At 40.9% G+C, this 18,662-nt stretch carries 22 protein-coding genes; 5 read left to right on the forward strand and 17 right to left on the reverse strand.

Features of this window, described 5'->3' with window-relative positions; translation table 11 throughout:
- Positions 1 to 75 precede the first annotated feature (75 nt).
- Positions 76 to 1,512: a glycogen synthase GlgA gene (glgA, locus tag DWW60_RS02205; protein WP_015534807.1), complete on the reverse strand. Its 1,437-nt coding sequence runs from the start codon at positions 1,510 to 1,512 to the stop codon at positions 76 to 78.
- A gap of 182 nt (positions 1,513 to 1,694) precedes the next feature.
- Between glgA and DWW60_RS02210 the strand changes: the two genes are divergently transcribed.
- Both DWW60_RS02210 and htpG read left to right on the forward strand, forming a co-directional pair.
- A complete protein-coding gene (locus tag DWW60_RS02210) occupies positions 1,695 to 2,192 on the forward strand; it encodes a DUF5721 family protein (protein WP_015534806.1) in 498 nt (165 codons plus the stop codon).
- A gap of 249 nt (positions 2,193 to 2,441) precedes the next feature.
- Entirely contained in the window at positions 2,442 to 4,400 is a 1,959-nt protein-coding gene (gene htpG, locus DWW60_RS02215) for a molecular chaperone HtpG (protein ID WP_015534805.1), read from the forward strand.
- 122 nt (positions 4,401 to 4,522) lie between these two features.
- Here htpG and DWW60_RS02220 read toward each other — a convergent pair whose 3' ends face one another.
- The 5 genes from DWW60_RS02220 to DWW60_RS02240 form a co-directional block, all read right to left on the reverse strand.
- Positions 4,523 to 5,395 carry a methionyl aminopeptidase gene (locus tag DWW60_RS02220; protein ID WP_015534804.1) on the reverse strand — a complete coding sequence of 291 codons (873 nt, stop codon included), beginning with the start codon at positions 5,393 to 5,395 and terminating at the stop codon, positions 4,523 to 4,525.
- A 113-nt stretch (positions 5,396 to 5,508) separates the two neighbouring features.
- Positions 5,509 to 7,614 carry an LTA synthase family protein gene (locus DWW60_RS02225; protein WP_117874273.1) on the reverse strand — a complete coding sequence of 702 codons (2,106 nt, stop codon included), beginning with the start codon at positions 7,612 to 7,614 and terminating at the stop codon, positions 5,509 to 5,511.
- A 112-nt stretch (positions 7,615 to 7,726) separates the two neighbouring features.
- Positions 7,727 to 8,401, reverse strand: a complete 675-nt coding sequence (gene pyrE, locus DWW60_RS02230; protein WP_055144715.1) for an orotate phosphoribosyltransferase — start codon at positions 8,399 to 8,401, stop codon at positions 7,727 to 7,729.
- Positions 8,402 to 8,480: 79 nt separating this feature from the next.
- Complete coding sequence (locus DWW60_RS02235; RefSeq protein WP_117549079.1) at positions 8,481 to 9,623, reverse strand: tyrosine-type recombinase/integrase; 1,143 nt, start codon at positions 9,621 to 9,623, stop codon at positions 8,481 to 8,483.
- 134 nt (positions 9,624 to 9,757) lie between these two features.
- Complete coding sequence (locus DWW60_RS02240; RefSeq protein WP_015534801.1) at positions 9,758 to 9,937, reverse strand: helix-turn-helix domain-containing protein; 180 nt, start codon at positions 9,935 to 9,937, stop codon at positions 9,758 to 9,760.
- Between the two features lie 258 nt (positions 9,938 to 10,195).
- Between DWW60_RS02240 and DWW60_RS02245 the strand changes: the two genes are divergently transcribed.
- From DWW60_RS02245 to DWW60_RS02255, 3 genes are read left to right on the forward strand one after another with little or no spacing between them, the layout of a single operon-like run.
- Positions 10,196 to 11,149, forward strand: coding sequence for a hypothetical protein (locus DWW60_RS02245; RefSeq protein ID WP_117549080.1), 954 nt, complete (start codon positions 10,196 to 10,198; stop codon positions 11,147 to 11,149).
- A 55-nt stretch (positions 11,150 to 11,204) separates the two neighbouring features.
- Entirely contained in the window at positions 11,205 to 12,110 is a 906-nt protein-coding gene (locus tag DWW60_RS02250) for a hypothetical protein (RefSeq protein ID WP_055144724.1), read from the forward strand.
- A 13-nt stretch (positions 12,111 to 12,123) separates the two neighbouring features.
- Positions 12,124 to 13,122 carry a virulence RhuM family protein gene (locus tag DWW60_RS02255; RefSeq protein ID WP_055144727.1) on the forward strand — a complete coding sequence of 333 codons (999 nt, stop codon included), beginning with the start codon at positions 12,124 to 12,126 and terminating at the stop codon, positions 13,120 to 13,122.
- 265 nt (positions 13,123 to 13,387) lie between these two features.
- On the opposite strand, the gene DWW60_RS02260 is transcribed toward DWW60_RS02255, so the two are convergent.
- The 11 genes from DWW60_RS02260 to DWW60_RS02310 form a co-directional block, all read right to left on the reverse strand.
- On the reverse strand, positions 13,388 to 14,242 hold the full coding sequence (locus DWW60_RS02260; protein WP_015534800.1) for a DUF2262 domain-containing protein: 855 nt from the start codon (positions 14,240 to 14,242) through the stop codon (positions 13,388 to 13,390).
- A gap of 29 nt (positions 14,243 to 14,271) precedes the next feature.
- Complete coding sequence (locus DWW60_RS02265; protein ID WP_055144730.1) at positions 14,272 to 14,640, reverse strand: hypothetical protein; 369 nt, start codon at positions 14,638 to 14,640, stop codon at positions 14,272 to 14,274.
- A 55-nt stretch (positions 14,641 to 14,695) separates the two neighbouring features.
- The gene (locus DWW60_RS02270) at positions 14,696 to 15,415 is read right to left on the reverse strand and encodes a PoNe immunity protein domain-containing protein (RefSeq protein ID WP_055144732.1); all 720 of its coding nucleotides are present in this window, start codon (positions 15,413 to 15,415) and stop codon (positions 14,696 to 14,698) included.
- 35 nt (positions 15,416 to 15,450) lie between these two features.
- A complete protein-coding gene (locus DWW60_RS02275; protein ID WP_055144735.1) occupies positions 15,451 to 15,684 on the reverse strand; it encodes a hypothetical protein in 234 nt (77 codons plus the stop codon).
- Between the two features lie 214 nt (positions 15,685 to 15,898).
- Positions 15,899 to 16,687: a hypothetical protein gene (locus DWW60_RS02285; protein ID WP_055144741.1), complete on the reverse strand. Its 789-nt coding sequence runs from the start codon at positions 16,685 to 16,687 to the stop codon at positions 15,899 to 15,901.
- A 25-nt stretch (positions 16,688 to 16,712) separates the two neighbouring features.
- The gene (locus DWW60_RS02290; protein ID WP_055144743.1) at positions 16,713 to 17,150 is read right to left on the reverse strand and encodes a hypothetical protein; all 438 of its coding nucleotides are present in this window, start codon (positions 17,148 to 17,150) and stop codon (positions 16,713 to 16,715) included.
- 40 nt (positions 17,151 to 17,190) lie between these two features.
- Positions 17,191 to 17,364, reverse strand: a complete 174-nt coding sequence (locus DWW60_RS13375; RefSeq protein WP_158565868.1) for a hypothetical protein — start codon at positions 17,362 to 17,364, stop codon at positions 17,191 to 17,193.
- A gap of 25 nt (positions 17,365 to 17,389) precedes the next feature.
- A complete protein-coding gene (locus DWW60_RS02295; RefSeq protein ID WP_055144749.1) occupies positions 17,390 to 17,605 on the reverse strand; it encodes a hypothetical protein in 216 nt (71 codons plus the stop codon).
- Positions 17,606 to 17,625: 20 nt separating this feature from the next.
- A complete protein-coding gene (locus DWW60_RS02300; RefSeq protein WP_055144752.1) occupies positions 17,626 to 18,036 on the reverse strand; it encodes a hypothetical protein in 411 nt (136 codons plus the stop codon).
- A 43-nt stretch (positions 18,037 to 18,079) separates the two neighbouring features.
- Positions 18,080 to 18,328 carry a hypothetical protein gene (locus DWW60_RS02305; RefSeq protein WP_133300871.1) on the reverse strand — a complete coding sequence of 83 codons (249 nt, stop codon included), beginning with the start codon at positions 18,326 to 18,328 and terminating at the stop codon, positions 18,080 to 18,082.
- A gap of 8 nt (positions 18,329 to 18,336) precedes the next feature.
- Positions 18,337 to 18,615 (reverse strand): hypothetical protein, encoded by a 279-nt coding sequence (locus tag DWW60_RS02310; RefSeq protein WP_055144758.1) that lies wholly within the window; start codon positions 18,613 to 18,615, stop codon positions 18,337 to 18,339.
- Positions 18,616 to 18,662 lie beyond the last annotated feature (47 nt).

An 18,662-nucleotide genomic window follows, 5' to 3' on the forward strand; every position in this document is an offset into this window, starting at 1 on the left:
CTGAAAAAAGGCAGAAAATGCAAATTCATTCTCTGCCTCTTCCATATCTACTACCACATTACTGCTATCCTGATCCTACAGTGAATTGTAGAGATCCTTATATATATTCGCCGAGTTATACCATGAGTAATCCTGTCTCATGCCACGCTCCTGGATTCCATACCATGCCTCTTTGTTGTTATAGTACACTTCCTTTGCATAGTTTATGGCATTGAGGAGCTCATATGCATCATAATTAGCAAATGAGAATCCTGTTCCTGTACCCTCGAACTGATTATAAGCCTCAACAGTATCTGCAAGACCACCTGTCTCTCTTACTACTGGAACTGTGCCATATCTGAGTGCCATGAGCTGTGTGAGTCCACATGGCTCAAATCTTGAAGGCACGAGCATCACATCGCAGCCTGCATACATCTTATGAGATCTCTCATCTGAATAATAGATGTTCGCTGATACCTTTGCAGGATGTATTCCCTGATAATACTTGAACATGTTCTCGTACTTGCCGTCACCGGTTCCGAGGACGATGAACTGTACTCCGTCACAGCATATATCGTTCATGATCCTGTCAACCAGATCAAGACCCTTCTGGTCTGTGAGTCTGGATATGATTCCTATTACAAACTGATTCTCATCCTGAGGAAGTCCACATTCCTTCTGCAGTTCGATCTTGTTGATCTTCTTGAGCTGTCTGAAGTTATCCACGCTGTAGTTCTTATATACCTGTGGATCTGTTGCAGGATTCCATACCTCGTAATCTATACCGTTGACAATGCCCCAGAGTGACTGCCATCTGGCACTTAAGAGCCCGTCAAGTCCCTCTCCATAATATGGAGTCTGTATCTCCTTGGCATATGTGTTGCTTACCGTTGTTATCTTATCTGCATATACAAGTCCGCCCTTAAGCATGGAAGCATCCTTCTGGATCTCCAGCTTGTCCGGTGTAAATACATAATCAGGGAGTCCTGAATACTCCTGAATGGTCTTTATATCCCACTTGCCCTGGAACTGGAGATTATGAATAGTCATAACAGACTTCATGCTTGTATAGAACATATCTCCTGCAAACAGAGTCTTGAGATATACAGGCACAAGTCCTGCCTGCCAGTCATGACAGTGAAGTATATCCGGCTGGAAACCGATCGATGGAAGGATCGAAAGCGCTGCCTTTGAGAAATAACAGAACTTCTCGATATCCCACTTTACATCACCATAAGGTGTAAATCCGTTAAAGTAATACTCGTTATCTATGAAATATACCTTGACACCCTCATACTCCAGATACATAACGCCAACATAATCATTCTTGTAACCGATGTCCATATAAAAATGCGTTATATACTGCATCTTCTCCCTGTACTTGTTCGGAATACAGAGATAATTCGGCATGATGACTCTCACATCATACTCGTTCTTATCAAATATCTTTGGCAGTGTTCCAACTACATCCGCAAGACCACCCGTCTTTATAAATGGCACACACTCTGATGCTATATATGCAACCTTCTTCATCAAATAAACCCTCCATAACATTTAGACATTAAATCCTTGTACATTATATCACACGGGTATCCATAATTCAATAAATCAGTGTATCTATATTGTTGCATTTGCCACATTCCGCTGATATACTTTTAGCATGCAGCCGCACGCAGATACGGCTGGATCACAATCCAGAAAACAGGAGATTTTCAATGTTAGACATCACCATCACCGAGACCAGGGACTTCGTGAAGAAGCTTCTGATGGACAATACATTTGACCGTTTTCTCGCCATGGAGGCATTTGTAAAAAGCGGGATAACATACAGCTTTGACGGAAGGGTAAACAAGGATTTCTATGACAAGGAGGAGCTGGAGCTCATGGCTTCCACATCCTACGCCTCATGGGAGTCCATAAAACCACATGTATATAATGTTATAAGAGGAAAGAAGCTGCCACTGAGCTTCAAGATAGTGCTCGTGCTCTCCCAGCCGGACATCATGGATATGCTTGAGAAGAACCATCTCACCATACCGGTATCCGATGTGGCAAATCTCACCTTGAACGTCTACTATGACGGCATGAGCATACAACTCACATCCATGGCGACCCAGAACATATTCACCATGGATAAGACCCTTGAGCATGTGTGGGATGCGGAGATCAAGGATTTCCTGAAGACTGCCGGAATATATTTCACCGAAAGCTGATTTTTTGAAGAAATTTAATATGATTTTTGAAGATCCGGCACCTCATCTGATGCCGGATTTTTTACGCGCCGCCCCTGTTAGCACTCATTTTGTCTGAGTGCTAATTTTTTCTTGACTTTAGTTCCCAGCTGATTTATCATACCTTTTAGCCTGATGTGTCAGTGTACATTTCTATTAAGATTGAACACAGATCGGGGATGACACATCTTTCATTGAAAACCATTATATTTTAAGGAGATGTATACAATTATGAAGAACGGAAATTTATCGATCAACAGTGAAAACATTTTCCCTGTCATCAAGAAGTGGCTGTATTCAGACCACGATATATTTGTCAGGGAGCTTATATCAAACGGCTGTGATGCCGTGACAAAGCTTAAGAAGCTGTCTCTCATGGGCGAATTTGACGAGCCGGATGAGCCATATCGTATAGATGTGACCACAAGTGCCAACGACAAGACCATCACATTTACCGATAACGGTATCGGTATGACTGAGGAGGAGGTTGAGAAATATATCAACCAGATTGCTTTCTCAGGAGCCGAGGCATTCCTTGAGCAGTACAAGGACAAGGCAACAGAGGAACAGATCATCGGCCACTTCGGACTGGGCTTCTACTCCGCATTCATGGTTGCCGACAAGGTCACCATCGAGACAAAGTCATACAAGGACGGCGAGGACGCTGTATACTGGGAGTGCGAGGACGGCCTTGAATACTCCATGAAGAAGTGCATTAAGGCTGACCGAGGTACTACCATCACCCTTTATCTGAACGAGGACAGCTATGAATTTGCAAATGAATACAGGATCAAGGAGGTCATCGACAAGTATTGTTCGTTCATGCCTGTTGAGATCTACTACACCAACGCAGACGAGCCACAGGAAGATCCTAAGGATGCTACTGTAGACGTGGATGCAAAGGAAGTCAGCGACACAGCAGATAATGCTGAGGACAGCAAGGGCCCAGACGCAGACGATACAAAGGCCGAGGAGAAGAAGCCTGAAGCTCCTAAGCCACTCAACACCACTACCCCACTGTGGGCAAAGCATCCAAACGACTGCACCGACGAGGAATACAAGGAGTTCTACAGAAAGGTATTCCACGACTACAAGGAGCCTCTGTTCTGGATACACCTGAACATGGACTACCCATTCAACCTGAAAGGTATCCTGTACTTCCCTAAGATCAATACACAGTATGACAACCTTGAGGGAACGATCAAGCTGTACAACAACCAGGTATTCGTCGCCGACAATATCAAGGAAGTAATTCCTGAGTTTCTCATGCTCTTAAAGGGATGTATCGACTGTCCTGATCTTCCACTGAACGTATCACGTAGTGCGCTTCAGAATGACGGATTTGTCAAGAAGATCTCAGACTACATCACCAAGAAGGTTGCAGACAAGCTGTCCGGCATGTACAAGACACACAGAGAGGACTACGAGAAGTACTGGGATGACATCAACCCATTTATCAAGTTTGGTTGTCTGAAGGATCTCAAGTTTCTCGACAAGATGAAGGACTTCTGTATATACAAGAATCTCGAGGGCAAATATATAACTCTCCCTGAGTATCTTGAGGCAGGAAAGGAAAAGTATGAGAACAAGGTATTCTATGTAACCGATGAGCAGGCTCAGTCACAGTACATCAATATGTTCAAGGCTGAGGGCATGGACGCGCTGATCATGACACAGACCATCGACAGCCCATTCATCACACTGCTTGAGCAGAAGAATGAGAATGTTCACTTCTACAGAATAGACGCTGAGCTCTCTGACAACTTTGTCGGCGAGGAGCTCTCCGAGGAGACTGCAAAGGAATACAAGGATAAGCTCACAGCTACATTTGAGAAGGCTCTCGACATGAAGAACCTGAATGTAAAGGTTGAATCCCTGAAGGATGAGAATACATCTTCTATCCTCACCCAGCCTGAGGAGACAAGACGTATGCAGGAAATGATGAAGATGTACGGCATGGCCGGTATGGATCCATCAATGTTCGGTCAAGGCGAGGGAGAGACACTCATCCTGAACAGCAACAACAAGCTTGTTAAATACGTTCTGGACAACCCTGACAGCGACAACACAGCTACGATCTGCTGCCAGTTATATGATCTGGCCGTACTTGCCAACCGTCCACTGTCAGCAGAGGCAATGACCAAGTTCATCGCAAGAAGCAACGAGATCCTTGGAATACTTACAAAGTAATATAATCTGTCTGCCGGTTTACGGCAGCAGATCTTAATGGATAACTAACACAACAAAAAGCAGCAGCCCGATATGTCTTTGATAGCATATCAGGCTGCTGCTCTTTTATTCTATTCCACTCCCTAGTGGGCAAGTATCTCCACTCCATGTTCTGTCATAACCAGTGTGTACTCCCACTGTGCCGATGGTGAGCCATCCTCCGTGTAGATAGTCCAGCCGTCATCTGCATCCTGATATACATCAGGGCCGCCCATGTTGATCATAGGCTCAATGGTAAACACCATTCCCGGAGCAAGCACATAATCCTTGCCAGGCTGTCCTATATGACTTACATAAGGCTCCTCATGAATTGCAAGACCTACTCCATGGCCGCCTATCTCACGGACAACCGAATAGCCCTGCTCCTGTGCAAATTTGTTGATGGCATATCCTATATCTCCTATGGTCACATATGGCTTGCTGCACACCTCAACACCTATATCAAGAGCCTTCTTTGTATCCTCTACAAGCTTCTTCCATGCGGGATCAACATTTCCCAGCATGAACATTCTTGATGAGTCTCCGAAATATCCCTTGTACTCTGTTGTACAGTCGATATTAACTATATCTCCATCCTGGAGAATAATGTCATCACTTGGAATGCCGTGGCATACCACATCATTTACCGATATACACACACTCTTAGGATATCCCTCATATCCAAGACATGCAGGAATAGCGTCTATGGACTTTGTATAGTTATAGATAAGGTCATCCAGCTCTCTGGTAGACACTCCTATCTTGACAAATGGAGTTATGTAGTCGAGCACAGATGTGTTGACCTTTGAAGCCTCCCTGATTCCCTCGATCTGCTCTGCGTTCTTGATCATCGCATGTGTAGGGATCTTGAATCCTCTGTTCTTCATATCCTCAAGCTTATCGTCAAGAGCCAGGTGACAGGTCTTGTATTTCTTACCACTTCCGCACCAGCACATATCATTTCTACCAAGTTTCATAATTAACCTCTTTCTTTATTGCATAATATTTTCATTACATACCTATGGTATTAGCCACAAATACTATAATACGTTTTTGAGAATAATTCCACATTTTAATATGATAAATATTGTCAATTATCCTCGTCTATCCCCAGATACCTGGCAACATATGTATAATACCCCGACTCTGTTATGTTGTCAGCTGCTGTAAATTTATCCGCGACATATAGCTGCATCGCAATGAAACTGTCATCCGATACCTCCGCACCCGTGTGGGATGTCAGCGTGTCCGTGACTGCGTTATATTCAAATGCATCCGTTATAAAGCTTCTGTCCGGGAACAGCACCAGTCCTGTACTGTCTGACAGGATATCCCTTCCTATGATGAGCCTCGAATCATAATCCACTCCCATGAGATTGAGCATGGTCGGCAGGATATCTATACTGCTGCACACCTTGTCAACTCTCACCGGCTTCTCCATCGACGCCGACCATATGACAAGTCTGCTCCTGTACGCCTCAAGACTGTTTCCAAAGTTCTCCCCTGCCAGTTCATCCACAACGTCCATATTGTCATACGGTACATGATCCCCCGCCAGGACGATAACAGTATTGTCTAGCAGCCCCTTCTTCTCAAGTCTCTTCATCATATATTCAAGCATCTTTTCCATTTCGTACTGGGATGCCAGATATGCCTTCGTCGTATCCAGGACATAGTTAAGGTCACTGACCACAGCCTTGTTCTTCTCCGCCATGGCATTTGCCGCACCGTATCCATATGGCACATGACCGCTGACCGTCAGGTAGTACAGGTGGAACGGCTGCGTCTCTGTATACTTGTCAAATGTCTCCTCCATCATGACAAGATCCGACTGAGGCCACATGTCCTGCCCGTTCTCGTCAGTCTGGTACTCAAGCCCATTACCGCTGGCTATCCACTCGTATCCCAGCGCCGGATGGGTGATATTCCTGTCATAATATGTATAGTCGTTGTCATGGAATCCGTAACAGCTATAGCCGAGTCTCTTGAGCGTATTCGCCATGGAAAACAGCATGCCATTCTCATTGTCGGCAGCCCTGCACATACTGAGGTATGAACCGTTCTTAGTCGGGCTTCCCATCAGGTTTGCATACTCTCCGCCTAATGTTGAACCGTACCATAGCGGCTGATAGTAATTTTCAAAGACAAAGCCCTCGTCCGCAAGTTTTGACAGTGTAGGGAACAGACCGGAATCAAGCGCATAGCCTGAGAACCCCTCCGCAGTTATCCATATGACATTATAGCCCTCGAACATACCTGTATATTCATTCTTATTTGTCGGGGGTATATTTGCAAAATATTCGCTGAGCGATGAAACCGCATCATTTCCCGCAAGGTCATTTATGGCATCAAAATCCAGATCCAGGACATTCGGGGATATGTCGATCACAACCTCCTCTGTGGTCGCTTCCGCGACATCCACCGTCTCGGTGGTAATCTCCTGCATCGTTGTGCTCTCTGTGGAGGCAAGTGAGTCGATATCGACCTCACCACCCGAGGCAAAGTTTATCCTGCTCTGTGCTGAGCTCTTGCCTGCGATACCCTCTCTGACATCCACCACAAAACTCTCCATGACGCCGAGCTTTTCAATAGAGAGATCAACCGATGTATATTCCTTGTATAAATTGTACGGACTGTACACATCCGAGTCCACAGCCCACATCACAAACAGTGTTGTGGCATACACTAGAGCTGTTCCGGCGGCACCTATGAGGTTCACCCACCACCTTCTCCTGTCAAATGCCATAAATGTCCATATGCACACGATCATTATGAGCACCGGGACAGCCAGAAGAATAACGTCCACTATCTGTGCCTTTATATTGGATATGACCGTGTCCGCATTGTCCACAGCCTGATTGCCGAATTTTATGGTTCCAATAACAGACAGATAGTTGTTGAAGACCGAATGATATACGTACTGGGCGATGAAGATCACACCCGTAAACAACGTGAACAGCGTTGCAAGTATCTTATTGATGACCGGCGGAAAAAATCCTGTCAGCACGCCGAACACGCCTCCAACCACCACCGCAAATGCTATTATAGCGGCTATGTTTCCATCATCCAGGCTGAAATTCATGCCGTGAAACAGCAATTCATAATACAGGATCAACACAGTGAACAGTATCCACCCCGACCATTCTCTGAAATATTCCCTTACATCCCCAAACATCGCCTTAAAAAACTTTATCATACGTTGAAATCTCCCATATAAACAAAAAAAATAAAGATATGGCCCTTAACTCCATATCTTTATTTTATATAATATTTTAAGACTTTTTACAATATTTTAAGATATATTATATCTACTTTACACCGTACTGATCGTAGTAAGCGTCGATAGCGGCCTTAAGGGTGTCATCTATGATAACTCTTCCCTTATACTCTCTGTTGTAAAGATGCTCCACTACCTCTGCCATTGTTACGATAGCTGTTGTCTTGATTCCGTAGTTCTCCTCGATCTCTGTCAGCGCACTCTTCTCGCCCTGGCCTCTCTCCATTCTGTCTACTGAAACCACAAGACCCATGACATCCACGTCGCCCTGTGCCTTGATGATAGGAAGTGTCTCCTGAATAGATGTTCCGGCTGTTGTGACATCCTCGATGATGACAACCTTATCGCCATCCTCTATAGGACTTCCAAGGAGTATTCCCTTGTCGCCGTGATCCTTTACCTCTTTTCTGTTTGAGCAATACTTGATGTCCTCATCGTACATCTCTGCTATGGACATAGTTGTCGCAACTGTGAGAGGTATTCCCTTGTATGCAGGACCAAATAACACATCAAAGTCCAGACCAAACTCTGCATTTATAGCCTCAGCATAATACTCGCCAAGTCTCTTGAGCTGAGCACCTGTTCTGTAAAAGCCTGTATTGACAAAAAATGGTGTCTTTCTTCCACTCTTTGTAACGAAATCTCCAAACTTGAGTACGTTACAGTCAATCATAAATTCGATAAATTCCTGCTTATATGCTTCCATTTTAATAAAACCTCCTGTATTTACAGGGGTTCCGGGGAACCCCTTATTCTCAAAATAGCCTTACTACACACTTTTGAGCTTACACAGCCTTTTCCATCTTCATCATCTCTGTAAACAGTGTATCCTCTGTCACATGACAATACAAATCCATTGTCATCTGCAAGGAGCCATGTCCGAGAATCTTCTGTAATGTCTTTGGCTGCATTCCGTTCTCAATTGCTCTGGTTGCAAAAGTATGTCTTAAGCAATGTGGTGAAAACATCTCATAGTCAGGATGCTCTTTTCGAATCCGGTTTACAATGGCACCGATTGCCTCCTGCACTATGAACTGTTGTGTAGGTCTGTTGTTTTTCGTAACAAACACCAAGTCCCTGTACTGTTCCTCTGTTTCGATTCCCTTAAAGAGAATCTTCTGTTTTTGAATGCGCTGTCGTTTCAATGCCTCCAACGCCCTCGTGGTTAATGGAATCGTTCGTCTTCCATTCTTGGTCTTTGCATCATGCATCTCAAAAATGTACTTACCATCTTTTTGAAAATAGCACAATGTGTGACGCACATACAGTACCTTCTTGTCAAAATCAATGTCCTTCCACTGAACACCACAAAGCTCTCCAATACGCATTCCGGTTTCTATGGCAAGCACAAACAGATTATAGTAGAAACTACTCTGTGCCTCACCTAAAAACAACTCTGCTTCACTTACTGTCAGTACACGTCTTTCCTTCTTATCTTCCTTGGAAATCACCGTGTTTAATTGCTTTGCAACATTTTTTGTAAGTAAATCAGAGTCGATTGCTTTTTCCAGCATATCCACCAGAATCTTTTTCGTGTTCTTTCTGGCATTATCAGAAACAAGCTCATTGAGTGCATTCTGCATGATAATCAGGTTCAATGATGTCAGCTTACGCCACCCAAGCTCCTTCTGTATCCGCTTATAATGTGTGGCATAGGATTCCCTAGTGGAATTCCTGCAATTCTTCTTACAGGTATTCATCCAAATCTCATACCACTCATCAAGGGTTACATCCTTGGTGACAACATTCAGTGCCTTCTCATCCTCATACTGTTCCTCACGCATCCTTTTACGAAGTTCATTCAGATTGCTTGCGTATATGGTCTGCGTCTTGCCGAAACGATTCACAAATCGTCCCTGATAAAGTCCATCACTCTTTCTCTGTGTAATGCCTTTACCAAGTTCTTTACCTTTTATGGATTTACCCATATCTGCCTCCTTCCAGCGTGTATATACGTTGAAAGGAACCATCAGTCCACCCAATTGTAGCATATACACACTTAATTTTCAATTAGTTTCATGGTTATTTAATAAATTCATTGTCTTTTTATGAATCAAATTTCCTAGCATCCAATCTGATTCAAAAGCCATTCATCCAGCTTGCCCTTGTGAGCATACAGTCTGTTTCCGATGCGAACCGCGAATACATCAGCATTTTCAGCCAACAACTCACGTGCCTTTGTCTGACCAATCCCCAAATAAGAGCAAAACTCTTTTACAGTCAATAAAGCCTTATCCTTCATTCTTCTACCTCCTCAAAATCCTATTTCTAAGCCAAACACAAATAAATTTCTGTTTTTTCTCCAAAAATACAGAACATTTGTTTGTGTCATGTTATAATGGTTATGCGCATACCATTTCTTTTCAAAAGTAATCGTTTCTTATCAAAAACTATTACTCTCTCACTTATAGGAGATTTAGAAGGGGTTTTGCGGAAGTGTTTTTAAAAAAAGTTGCAAAAAATTTTAAATATGTATATACAAGGCAGGTTTTACGGATAAATGAACATTAGAAAACATCAGGAATTGATGGACTTCTGGGAATATTCTCATAACTTCGACAGCGAAGACGGAGCCTTTTCCATAGATGAGGATATTACCTTTGAGGCATCCCAGCAGGAATTACAAATTGAATTAGAGCATTTTAATGAAATGGATTTGGAACAGGAATTACATCCCATAAAAGATGATAATTTCCAGCCGAAGGATGAGCACCCCAATAAGACCATGTTAAAAAAGGAGCTTCGTGCCATTGCTTTAAAGCGACTGGAGGACGGTGCCCGCACTGTTTCGGATTTTGAGGAAGTGATAAGGGAATGGGACCTATTAGATTCCAACAGAGAACGCAAGGAGCGATATCACGAAATCGGCAGAGAAAACCTAGACAGCAAGAAGGATGTGGCACCACTTGCCATTGTTATCCCGGCTCCCATCAATCATGCTTACTGGCGACAGCTTATGAAAGGGGACTATATAGACATTATCTCTAACTGTCCTTTTGAGATGCACAACTCCCTTTCCGATGAGGACTATTCCAAGATTATTTATGACTTAAAGGACGACCATAAGGAGTTGATATACTTCCTATATCTTAGAGATTTCACTACCAGTCAGCTTGCTGCTTTACGTAATCAGAGCGACAGAAATATCCGTGGTGTCCGCTCTACTATTCTTGGTCAGATTGAGAAAAAGGTTCTTATGATACTGGTGGACAGGCAGGGAGAGGATTTTCCTTCTACCAATGGTAATCTTACCATGGAAGAACTGGACTTCCTATTAAGACATGAAGAAGAGATCCCGGCTACTATGGAAAAACTGGATAAAGAAAAGCTGGCTCTACTAAAGGAAATCGGTGTAGTGGTAAGAAGAATTGCCAGAGAACAGGAAAACCAGGCAAAGGAAGAAACCAAGAAACGCAAGAAAAATAATCGATCGGATCGTAAAAAAAAAGTTTAAATATGCATACAGACGTGCTATGATAGTAATAGTTTTTGCACAGAAAGGAATTACTATGAAGAATATCTTTCAGAAATCCAGTTCCAACTGGGTGAAATATGATAAATACGAATGGCGAACAGCCGCAAACGGAAAGTGTTATATTACACCTTCTGCGGATGCCAAGCCATCCATCTACAATCCTATCAAGGATTATGAGAAGCTGGTGCTGACCGCAATTAACATCGGTACTACTGCCATGAACAAGGCAAGTGAAGTTGAATTAAAAGAAGCCATTATGAGCTTTGTATCCGAATACGGTATGCTGGGACTAATGACTGCCCTGCCTACCACACCGGATTTTATTACATATGAGGCAGTCTATCTGCCAAAGAATCATTTTATCAAGGAAGGAAGCATCTCTACAGAGAAGTATCTGTCCTACTTTTTCCCTTTTGACAAGATTGATTTTCGCAAGAAAAGTGTGGAATCAAGTTGGAGTACTGACTGCGTAGAGATGATTGCTTTAATTATGACCATGAAGAATAAGCCGCAGGCTGTTATGATGAGTTTTCAGAATGAATATGCCGAGCCCTATGAATGGCTTGTGGAAGTATTCCGTGACTGGGCATTTACCTTCTTCTCCAGCTTTCTTTATTATCTGGACTACGACAGACTGGATAAGAATGAACGTAACCTATACCGTCAGGGAATGGCTGCTTTCGGCGGTGTGGCACCTACCTACCGCATAGAATTGCGGGAACGCCCTACCATTGTCTGGGACTTCAATTCCTTATTGTTATGTGTACAGATGATGTTTTCCTTTATGCTGACGGATGAAAACTCCACCATGAAGGTATGTAAGCACTGCGGCAAAGCATTTGTTGCCACCAGACCGAATATGGAATTCTGCTCACCACAGTGTAAAAACCAATACAATGTGTATAAAAGCAGAGCCAAAAAGAACGATACACCAACATAGGAGGACTGCGTATATGAATCATTCCAATATTATTATGTACACAACCGAAGACGGTTTGACGAAAATAGAAACTACCTTTGAGGATGATACTGTGTGGCTTTCCATTGACCAAATGGCAGAGCTGTTTCAGCGTGACAAATCAACGATATCACGTCACATCAAAAATATTTTTGAAGAGGGAGAATTACAGCGCATTTCAGTTGTTGCAAATTTTGCAACAACTGCCGCCGACGGAAAAACCTACAATGTCGATTACTACAATCTCGATGTAATCATCTCCGTAGGCTATCGTGTAAAATCCCACCGTGGTACACAGTTCCGTATCTGGGCTATGAGAATATTAAAAGAATACATGAAAAAAGGATTTGCATTAGATGATGACCGCTTAAAAAGACTTGGCGGCGGCAATTACTTTGACGAATTGCTTGCCCGTATCAGAGACATCCGCTCCTCTGAAAAGGTATTTTGGAGAAAAGTTCTGGAAATCTATGCTACCAGCATCGATTACGATCCTAGTGCAGAAAGCTCCATCCTATTCTTTAAGCAGGTGCAGAATAAGATGCACTGGGCAGCACACAAGCACACAGCTGCAGAAGTTATTTACCAGCGTGCCGATGCTGAAAAAGATAATATGGGACTTACCTCATGGGCTAGTGACACCATCCGTCGCCCCGATGTAGAAATTGCAAAAAACTATCTTACCCAGCAGGAATTGGATGCTTTAAACAAGATAGTTACAGCCTATCTCGATATCGCCGAGGTACACGCTCTCAATCAGGAACCAATGTATATGAAGGACTGGCTGGAAACCATTGACGATTACCTGAAAATGACCCGCCGTGATATTCTTACCAGTAGCGGTCACATCAGCCACAAGCAGGCACTTGATAAGGCTCATGCCGAATACACCAAGTACAAGAACCGCTTGGAAAACACCATTTCCCCAGTTGAACAGGACTTTATCAAAAGCATTGGTACATTGGAAGAGATTGCAGATTCCGACAAGAAATAAATACCCAAAAATACTTCAGGCGGGCCTAAACAGCCCGCTTGCAACAAAATCAACTTCTTGGATTTCCTAAATCAAATTTAGCAATCGCTTCATCCAAGATTCCGCTCCATTCAGCCAATCCGCATTCATTAAATTTCTGAATCTCGGAATTAATCACGTCTAACAACATTTCCAGCTTTATTTGGTTCCGGATTAGGCTTTGAATATAACCAATGGTTTATAAAAACAGATTTTTCACTCATCTTATTTCTCATGCTCCTATGTTTTATCTCATCTCGGCACACACCATTTCACCCTTAGAATTTACATCCACATCTATCTCATGTCCACCAAATACATAACCATCATCGTATCCTACAGTATAAGAGCCATTCTGATTCACAAATATATATTTCATTCGACCCTTTAATGCGTCTGCAAATTCTTCCGGTGTAGAAAAATGAATTTCGCATTCATCTTCATATTCTTCCACGCACTCCAATGCAGCATCATACAGATCCTCATCAGATGCAATATACGATCTAAACACCTCATCCTTTGAAGCAATATGCTCTGCAAAATCTCTGGCAACAGTCAAAGGCTTTTTCCAAGTTGCCTTACTGTCCCACTCTACCTCAATATAAATTGTGATGTCATTACCTGCAAAATCATACTTACCTTCAAACAGACCTTCCGATTTTTCTAACACTAATTTCCCCAGCACCTCATCCTCTAAGACAATTGGTGCCAGATACTTTTCCTGATTTTTATCAAGCTTTGTTCCGGATGCATTTTCTTCCAAAACCTCTCTGATGTACAGAAATGCAAGTTCTCCGAAGTAACTATACTGTAATCTTCCTGCCACCTTATAAATGACACCCTCTTTAAATCTGTTAAAATATCCGCTGTTTTTCTCCTGTGCATCATGTTCCTCGTTAGGTATAGGCCATGTCATAACCTTTATCTTCTTCACCATACTGGCAGCGTTTATATCATAGATTGCAACAGCAGAACGTGTAATAATATAATACTTGTGACTCTTGTCCCATCTGGACGAGTCACCTTTTCCAACAAGAACGTAATATATGCTCTCCTCACCCTCAAATTTATTATCTTCCTGATAGATTTCATGTATATCCATAGTCGCTCCTCCACAATAATCAAATCTATTTATGCCGTTGTACACCAAAATATATAATAAAACATTTCCTTTGTTTCTATAACCCAAGCATTGTCAAAATCTGTTATAGTACCTGTTAAGGTTTTTATGGGTTCTCCTATTTCAAAGGATACTTTTCGATTCATTCCCTCAATAATTTCATGTAGCCATTTTACAACATCGTCTGTAGCATCTACAAAAACACAGTTTTTATATTCTTCAGCATCACAAGAAAAATCATTCTTTATCTGATAGTCCAAAGCTTTTTGAATAAATTCATCAATGCTTGATGTTTCATTTTTTCCTGCAACTACTATACATAAAGTCTGTTCTGAAACCTCGCAATTAAAGGCAAGATTACCAAATTCTATTCCGAACATTTAATCACTCCAATCCATAAATCACAACACTGCAACATACCCAACCTGTAGTTCCTTACAATAAATCGGAGGCGATATATTTCGAATCGCATAGTGCAGACATATCAAGCGCTAGCGCTTTTGCAACTGCTGTCAGCACAATATCAGTAGCACCGGTATATGTATATCTGTCTTCCGCTAATGACTCATAATACTTTACAAGCTTTCTGTGATGCTTGTCCTTTACAGTGTTCAAATGTCTTAAAAACAAGTCAGTTCTTTCTGCATCAGGAGCATTGTAAACATCTACAATCCCTCCATTTTCTTTACTAAAATCTCCGAAATACCCCTTATCCCTATAATAAAAACCTTTGGAAGAATAACACTTTCCTTCAAAATATAGATTACGGATAATATCCAGACGAATATCTATGTATTTTTCTTCAACCATTTTTGTTTTAATAAAATCCACTTGCTCAGAATCAACATCAAACAAATATGCTAATGAGAGTAAATTAGCCACATCGTCATATGTTAGGTTCCCTTCACAGTACAGAACCTTCTGTTTATCATTTTCTATATATTCCAAAACATCATGCTTTATCTCATCAATTTCATACCCCAATTGATATTTAATCAAAATAACAGATAATAGCTTTAAGCCTATTGCAATATGAAGTCTTGAGGCATTCTCTTGGTTAAGATTATCTTTATATCGATTAATTCTTTTTTCAAGATTTTCTAATTCTTTCTGATAGTATTCCTTTGACTTAAAATCATCTTTTATTCTATTCATAATTTTATCCCTTCATTCCGACTAATAAATTTTTCTTAATACTCTCCCGGACATACTTCTATTCCCAACGAATATTTTACCTCATTCAATAGCTCTTCCTCAGTTAAGTTATACGGAAAAGGCTCTGCATCCTCCATAGCATTATTCATAAGTTCATCATATGTTCCATACTCTATCACAATAAATGGTTTATCCGAAAAACAAACTTCATCCACTCTATAATACTGTCCATTATACTCAAAAGTCGGTCTGACAGAACTGTTTTTCACAGCATCATTTCCTCTTCCGTCAAGAAATGACACCACAAACCGTATTGCGGCTCCGTAAAATCATATTGCAATGATTTCTCCCAATCCTTTGCATTCAAAAGCGTTAAAATATTCTTATCTTCTCCATTTGTTCGGTATGTGCTGCAGCGACACTTCATGCCATGAAATTCTACAATCATTTTTTTACATCCTTACTATTTTTTGTTCAACCATATTACTCAATTTTAGCCTCTACCAAAATATAAAACTTATATTCCTCGTTCTCAATCCACATGGAAGTCTTTGTAATTTGCACATTTAAAGGGCACTGGTCATCAAATACCGTATAACATTTCGTTCCCGAGCCCTGATATACAGCCTCTCCGTAATATTCCTTTTTCATATATGTAAGCTTCAGCTTTAATGCTTTATCAAAAGTAGACCATGCATTCGAATCATTTTTCAGATATGACTCCTTGCACCTTTCTGCTTCCATTACCATATCCGAAAAATTCAACAGCTCGATTTCTGTATTTTTATCTATTTTTAATTTTGTCTTCTTAAAGCCATTTATCACCTTTACCTTTGGAACAGATGGCACTTTTGCTTCTACTTCTGCTTCAAAAGAAACGTTTTCTCCACATTCCTCATTCCAAAACACATTCGCCTGACCGGACCATTTTACCTTAATCAAATCCTGCGTAACATCTAAAATATCAATTTTTCCTGATGTGACATCCTCGTGCTCTAGCACATACAAAGTTCCTGCCTCTTCGCCCTTGTTATTATAAGCCTCATTCCATTCAAAGCTTTTTCCTATTAATTTATTTGGTTCTTTTACTCCGATATGAAAACCATTATTATGATACAATCTAATGGTTCTAAGCTCATAATCCAAATCTTCACCCTCATAGCTTCCGTCTATATCCAGAAACATGATTAATGATTTGTTATCTTCTGACATCTCAAAACCTACATTAGCAGCAGTGATTTTATATTCATAATTATTCAGTTTCAAATACATATCGATCCCTCCCGGCATTGTGTTGCTAAATTTCTAATTTTTCATTTTGAGATAAAATGTACTCCACTGGATTTTTGCAAAACCGATTTGCTCTTGATTTTTTCATAACCCCAATTATCTCTTCCATTCGTGGTGAGTAAATCTTATCTCCCACAAGAAACATTGCACCGATTTCTTGTACATATTCAATCACTGAAATTAAGTTGGTTTTCGTAAGACTTCGCAAATCCAATCGACAGCTTATTTCATCTAATATGTTATCAATGTATATGAACTCTATACACGTTTCATCCGATTTTCCATACTGGATAATGTCTTTTGACCAACTATCCTCCTGTTCAAGAAACTTAAGATTATGCGGTGGTTGAGGTATCCCTTTCCACGAAATCATTTCATCATGACTTAATCTATCAAAATTTAATCTTGCCGGTATAATATTGCATTGAAACTGCCATATCGCCATGTTAAATCCACCCACTATCATCTATGTTATAAACATAGAATTAAAACATTCTCTCTGTATCCGTCAAGTAAACATCCTCTCCATACATACGGATAAGTTGTGCATCTTCCTCCATTAATGCCTCCACCAGCATGCGGACATTAGCCTCTGTAAGTTTTTCAACAAAAATAAACGGCGATCCGGGTTTAAGGAATGGCACATTATCTTTTTTCATAAGATTCTCCCTTCGTATATGAGTCTCACCTTATACTTTTCATGAAATAATTATCCAATAGCCTTCTAATATAGGATGGTGTCACAGGTACTTCCGAATCAAACGGTGGATATTCCAGATTTATCTTCTTATCTTCTGACAAAATGTGAATTCTTAATCTTCCATTATCATCAGCACGCACAAACCAATAGAATATATTTCCTTCATATTCTATTTTTCTTTTCCCTTTCTTTGCAACCATACTCAAAACCACCAATCCTATTAAACCATTTTTTTAATTTCTCCATACCAGCTCATCAGCTCTGACACAGGTGATATTCCACTCTTGGTATAGTTGTCATAACGATAGGATGCATCGAATTTATGCGTAGCAACATCAAATTCCAGCTTATATTCATTGGGACATTTTTGTTGATAACTATCACACAATTCAACCAGCTTATTAATATCTTTTGTTCCAATTGATAAAAACTCGTCAGAAGCTTCATCATCAGCAAAATTCCCCGCGGGTATAACATCGTTTCCTTTCACGAAAATGGCATTAAACATTTTCTGTGATGTATCTTGGTAAATGTAGATATATATTTTATCAACATTTCCGTTTGTATACTCCATACATAGAGATACAAACTCCGCCTGTAAATCAGTAAACGCGTCTTCAAAACCTTTCATCACAATTTTCTCCTTTATCCACGTATTTTCTCCAGTTCAAATTTTAAAACACAATCTCTCCAAGGTCCGGATAGCCCTTCTTAAGCACATCCATATTCCTTTTTAGCAGCGATAGTTTATCCGGCTGATTACTCTTAAAATAATCCGTAATAACTTGAAGTAGTGAAAGAATTTCCTCTCTTCGGTATGTGGATTGTGATATAGTCGCTATGGCGTAATAATATCCTTCCACCGGCTCCACTTTATTCTTCCCATCAGAGAACGGATACCTATTTTCTTCCAATGCTTTCATAATCACATCTACGATTCCACATCCTCTGAAAAAGGTAACATTCTCTGGTAGTCCTTTAATTTAATTGGTGCATGACTAAAAGAAGCTATCTTCTTACAATACTTCCAGATCTTTTCCTTATTGGTGTCGTCTGTATGAGACATAAGGATATAGGTCATAGGCTTTGTAATTATCATTTTTCTTTTGTCATCAAATATACCCTGTGCCTGTAATTCTTTAAATGATAACATTTCAAATGTATGTATAACCTCTCTCATTTCCTCTATTGTAGGCGCTGTATCCTTCATTGTATTTACCTCCGTTTTAGGCTATTTATAGCACTTTTAAAGCTTCT

It is taken from the genome of Coprococcus sp. AF16-22, assembly GCF_003461545.1.
Classification (GTDB): domain Bacteria; phylum Bacillota; class Clostridia; order Lachnospirales; family Lachnospiraceae; genus Coprococcus; species Coprococcus aceti.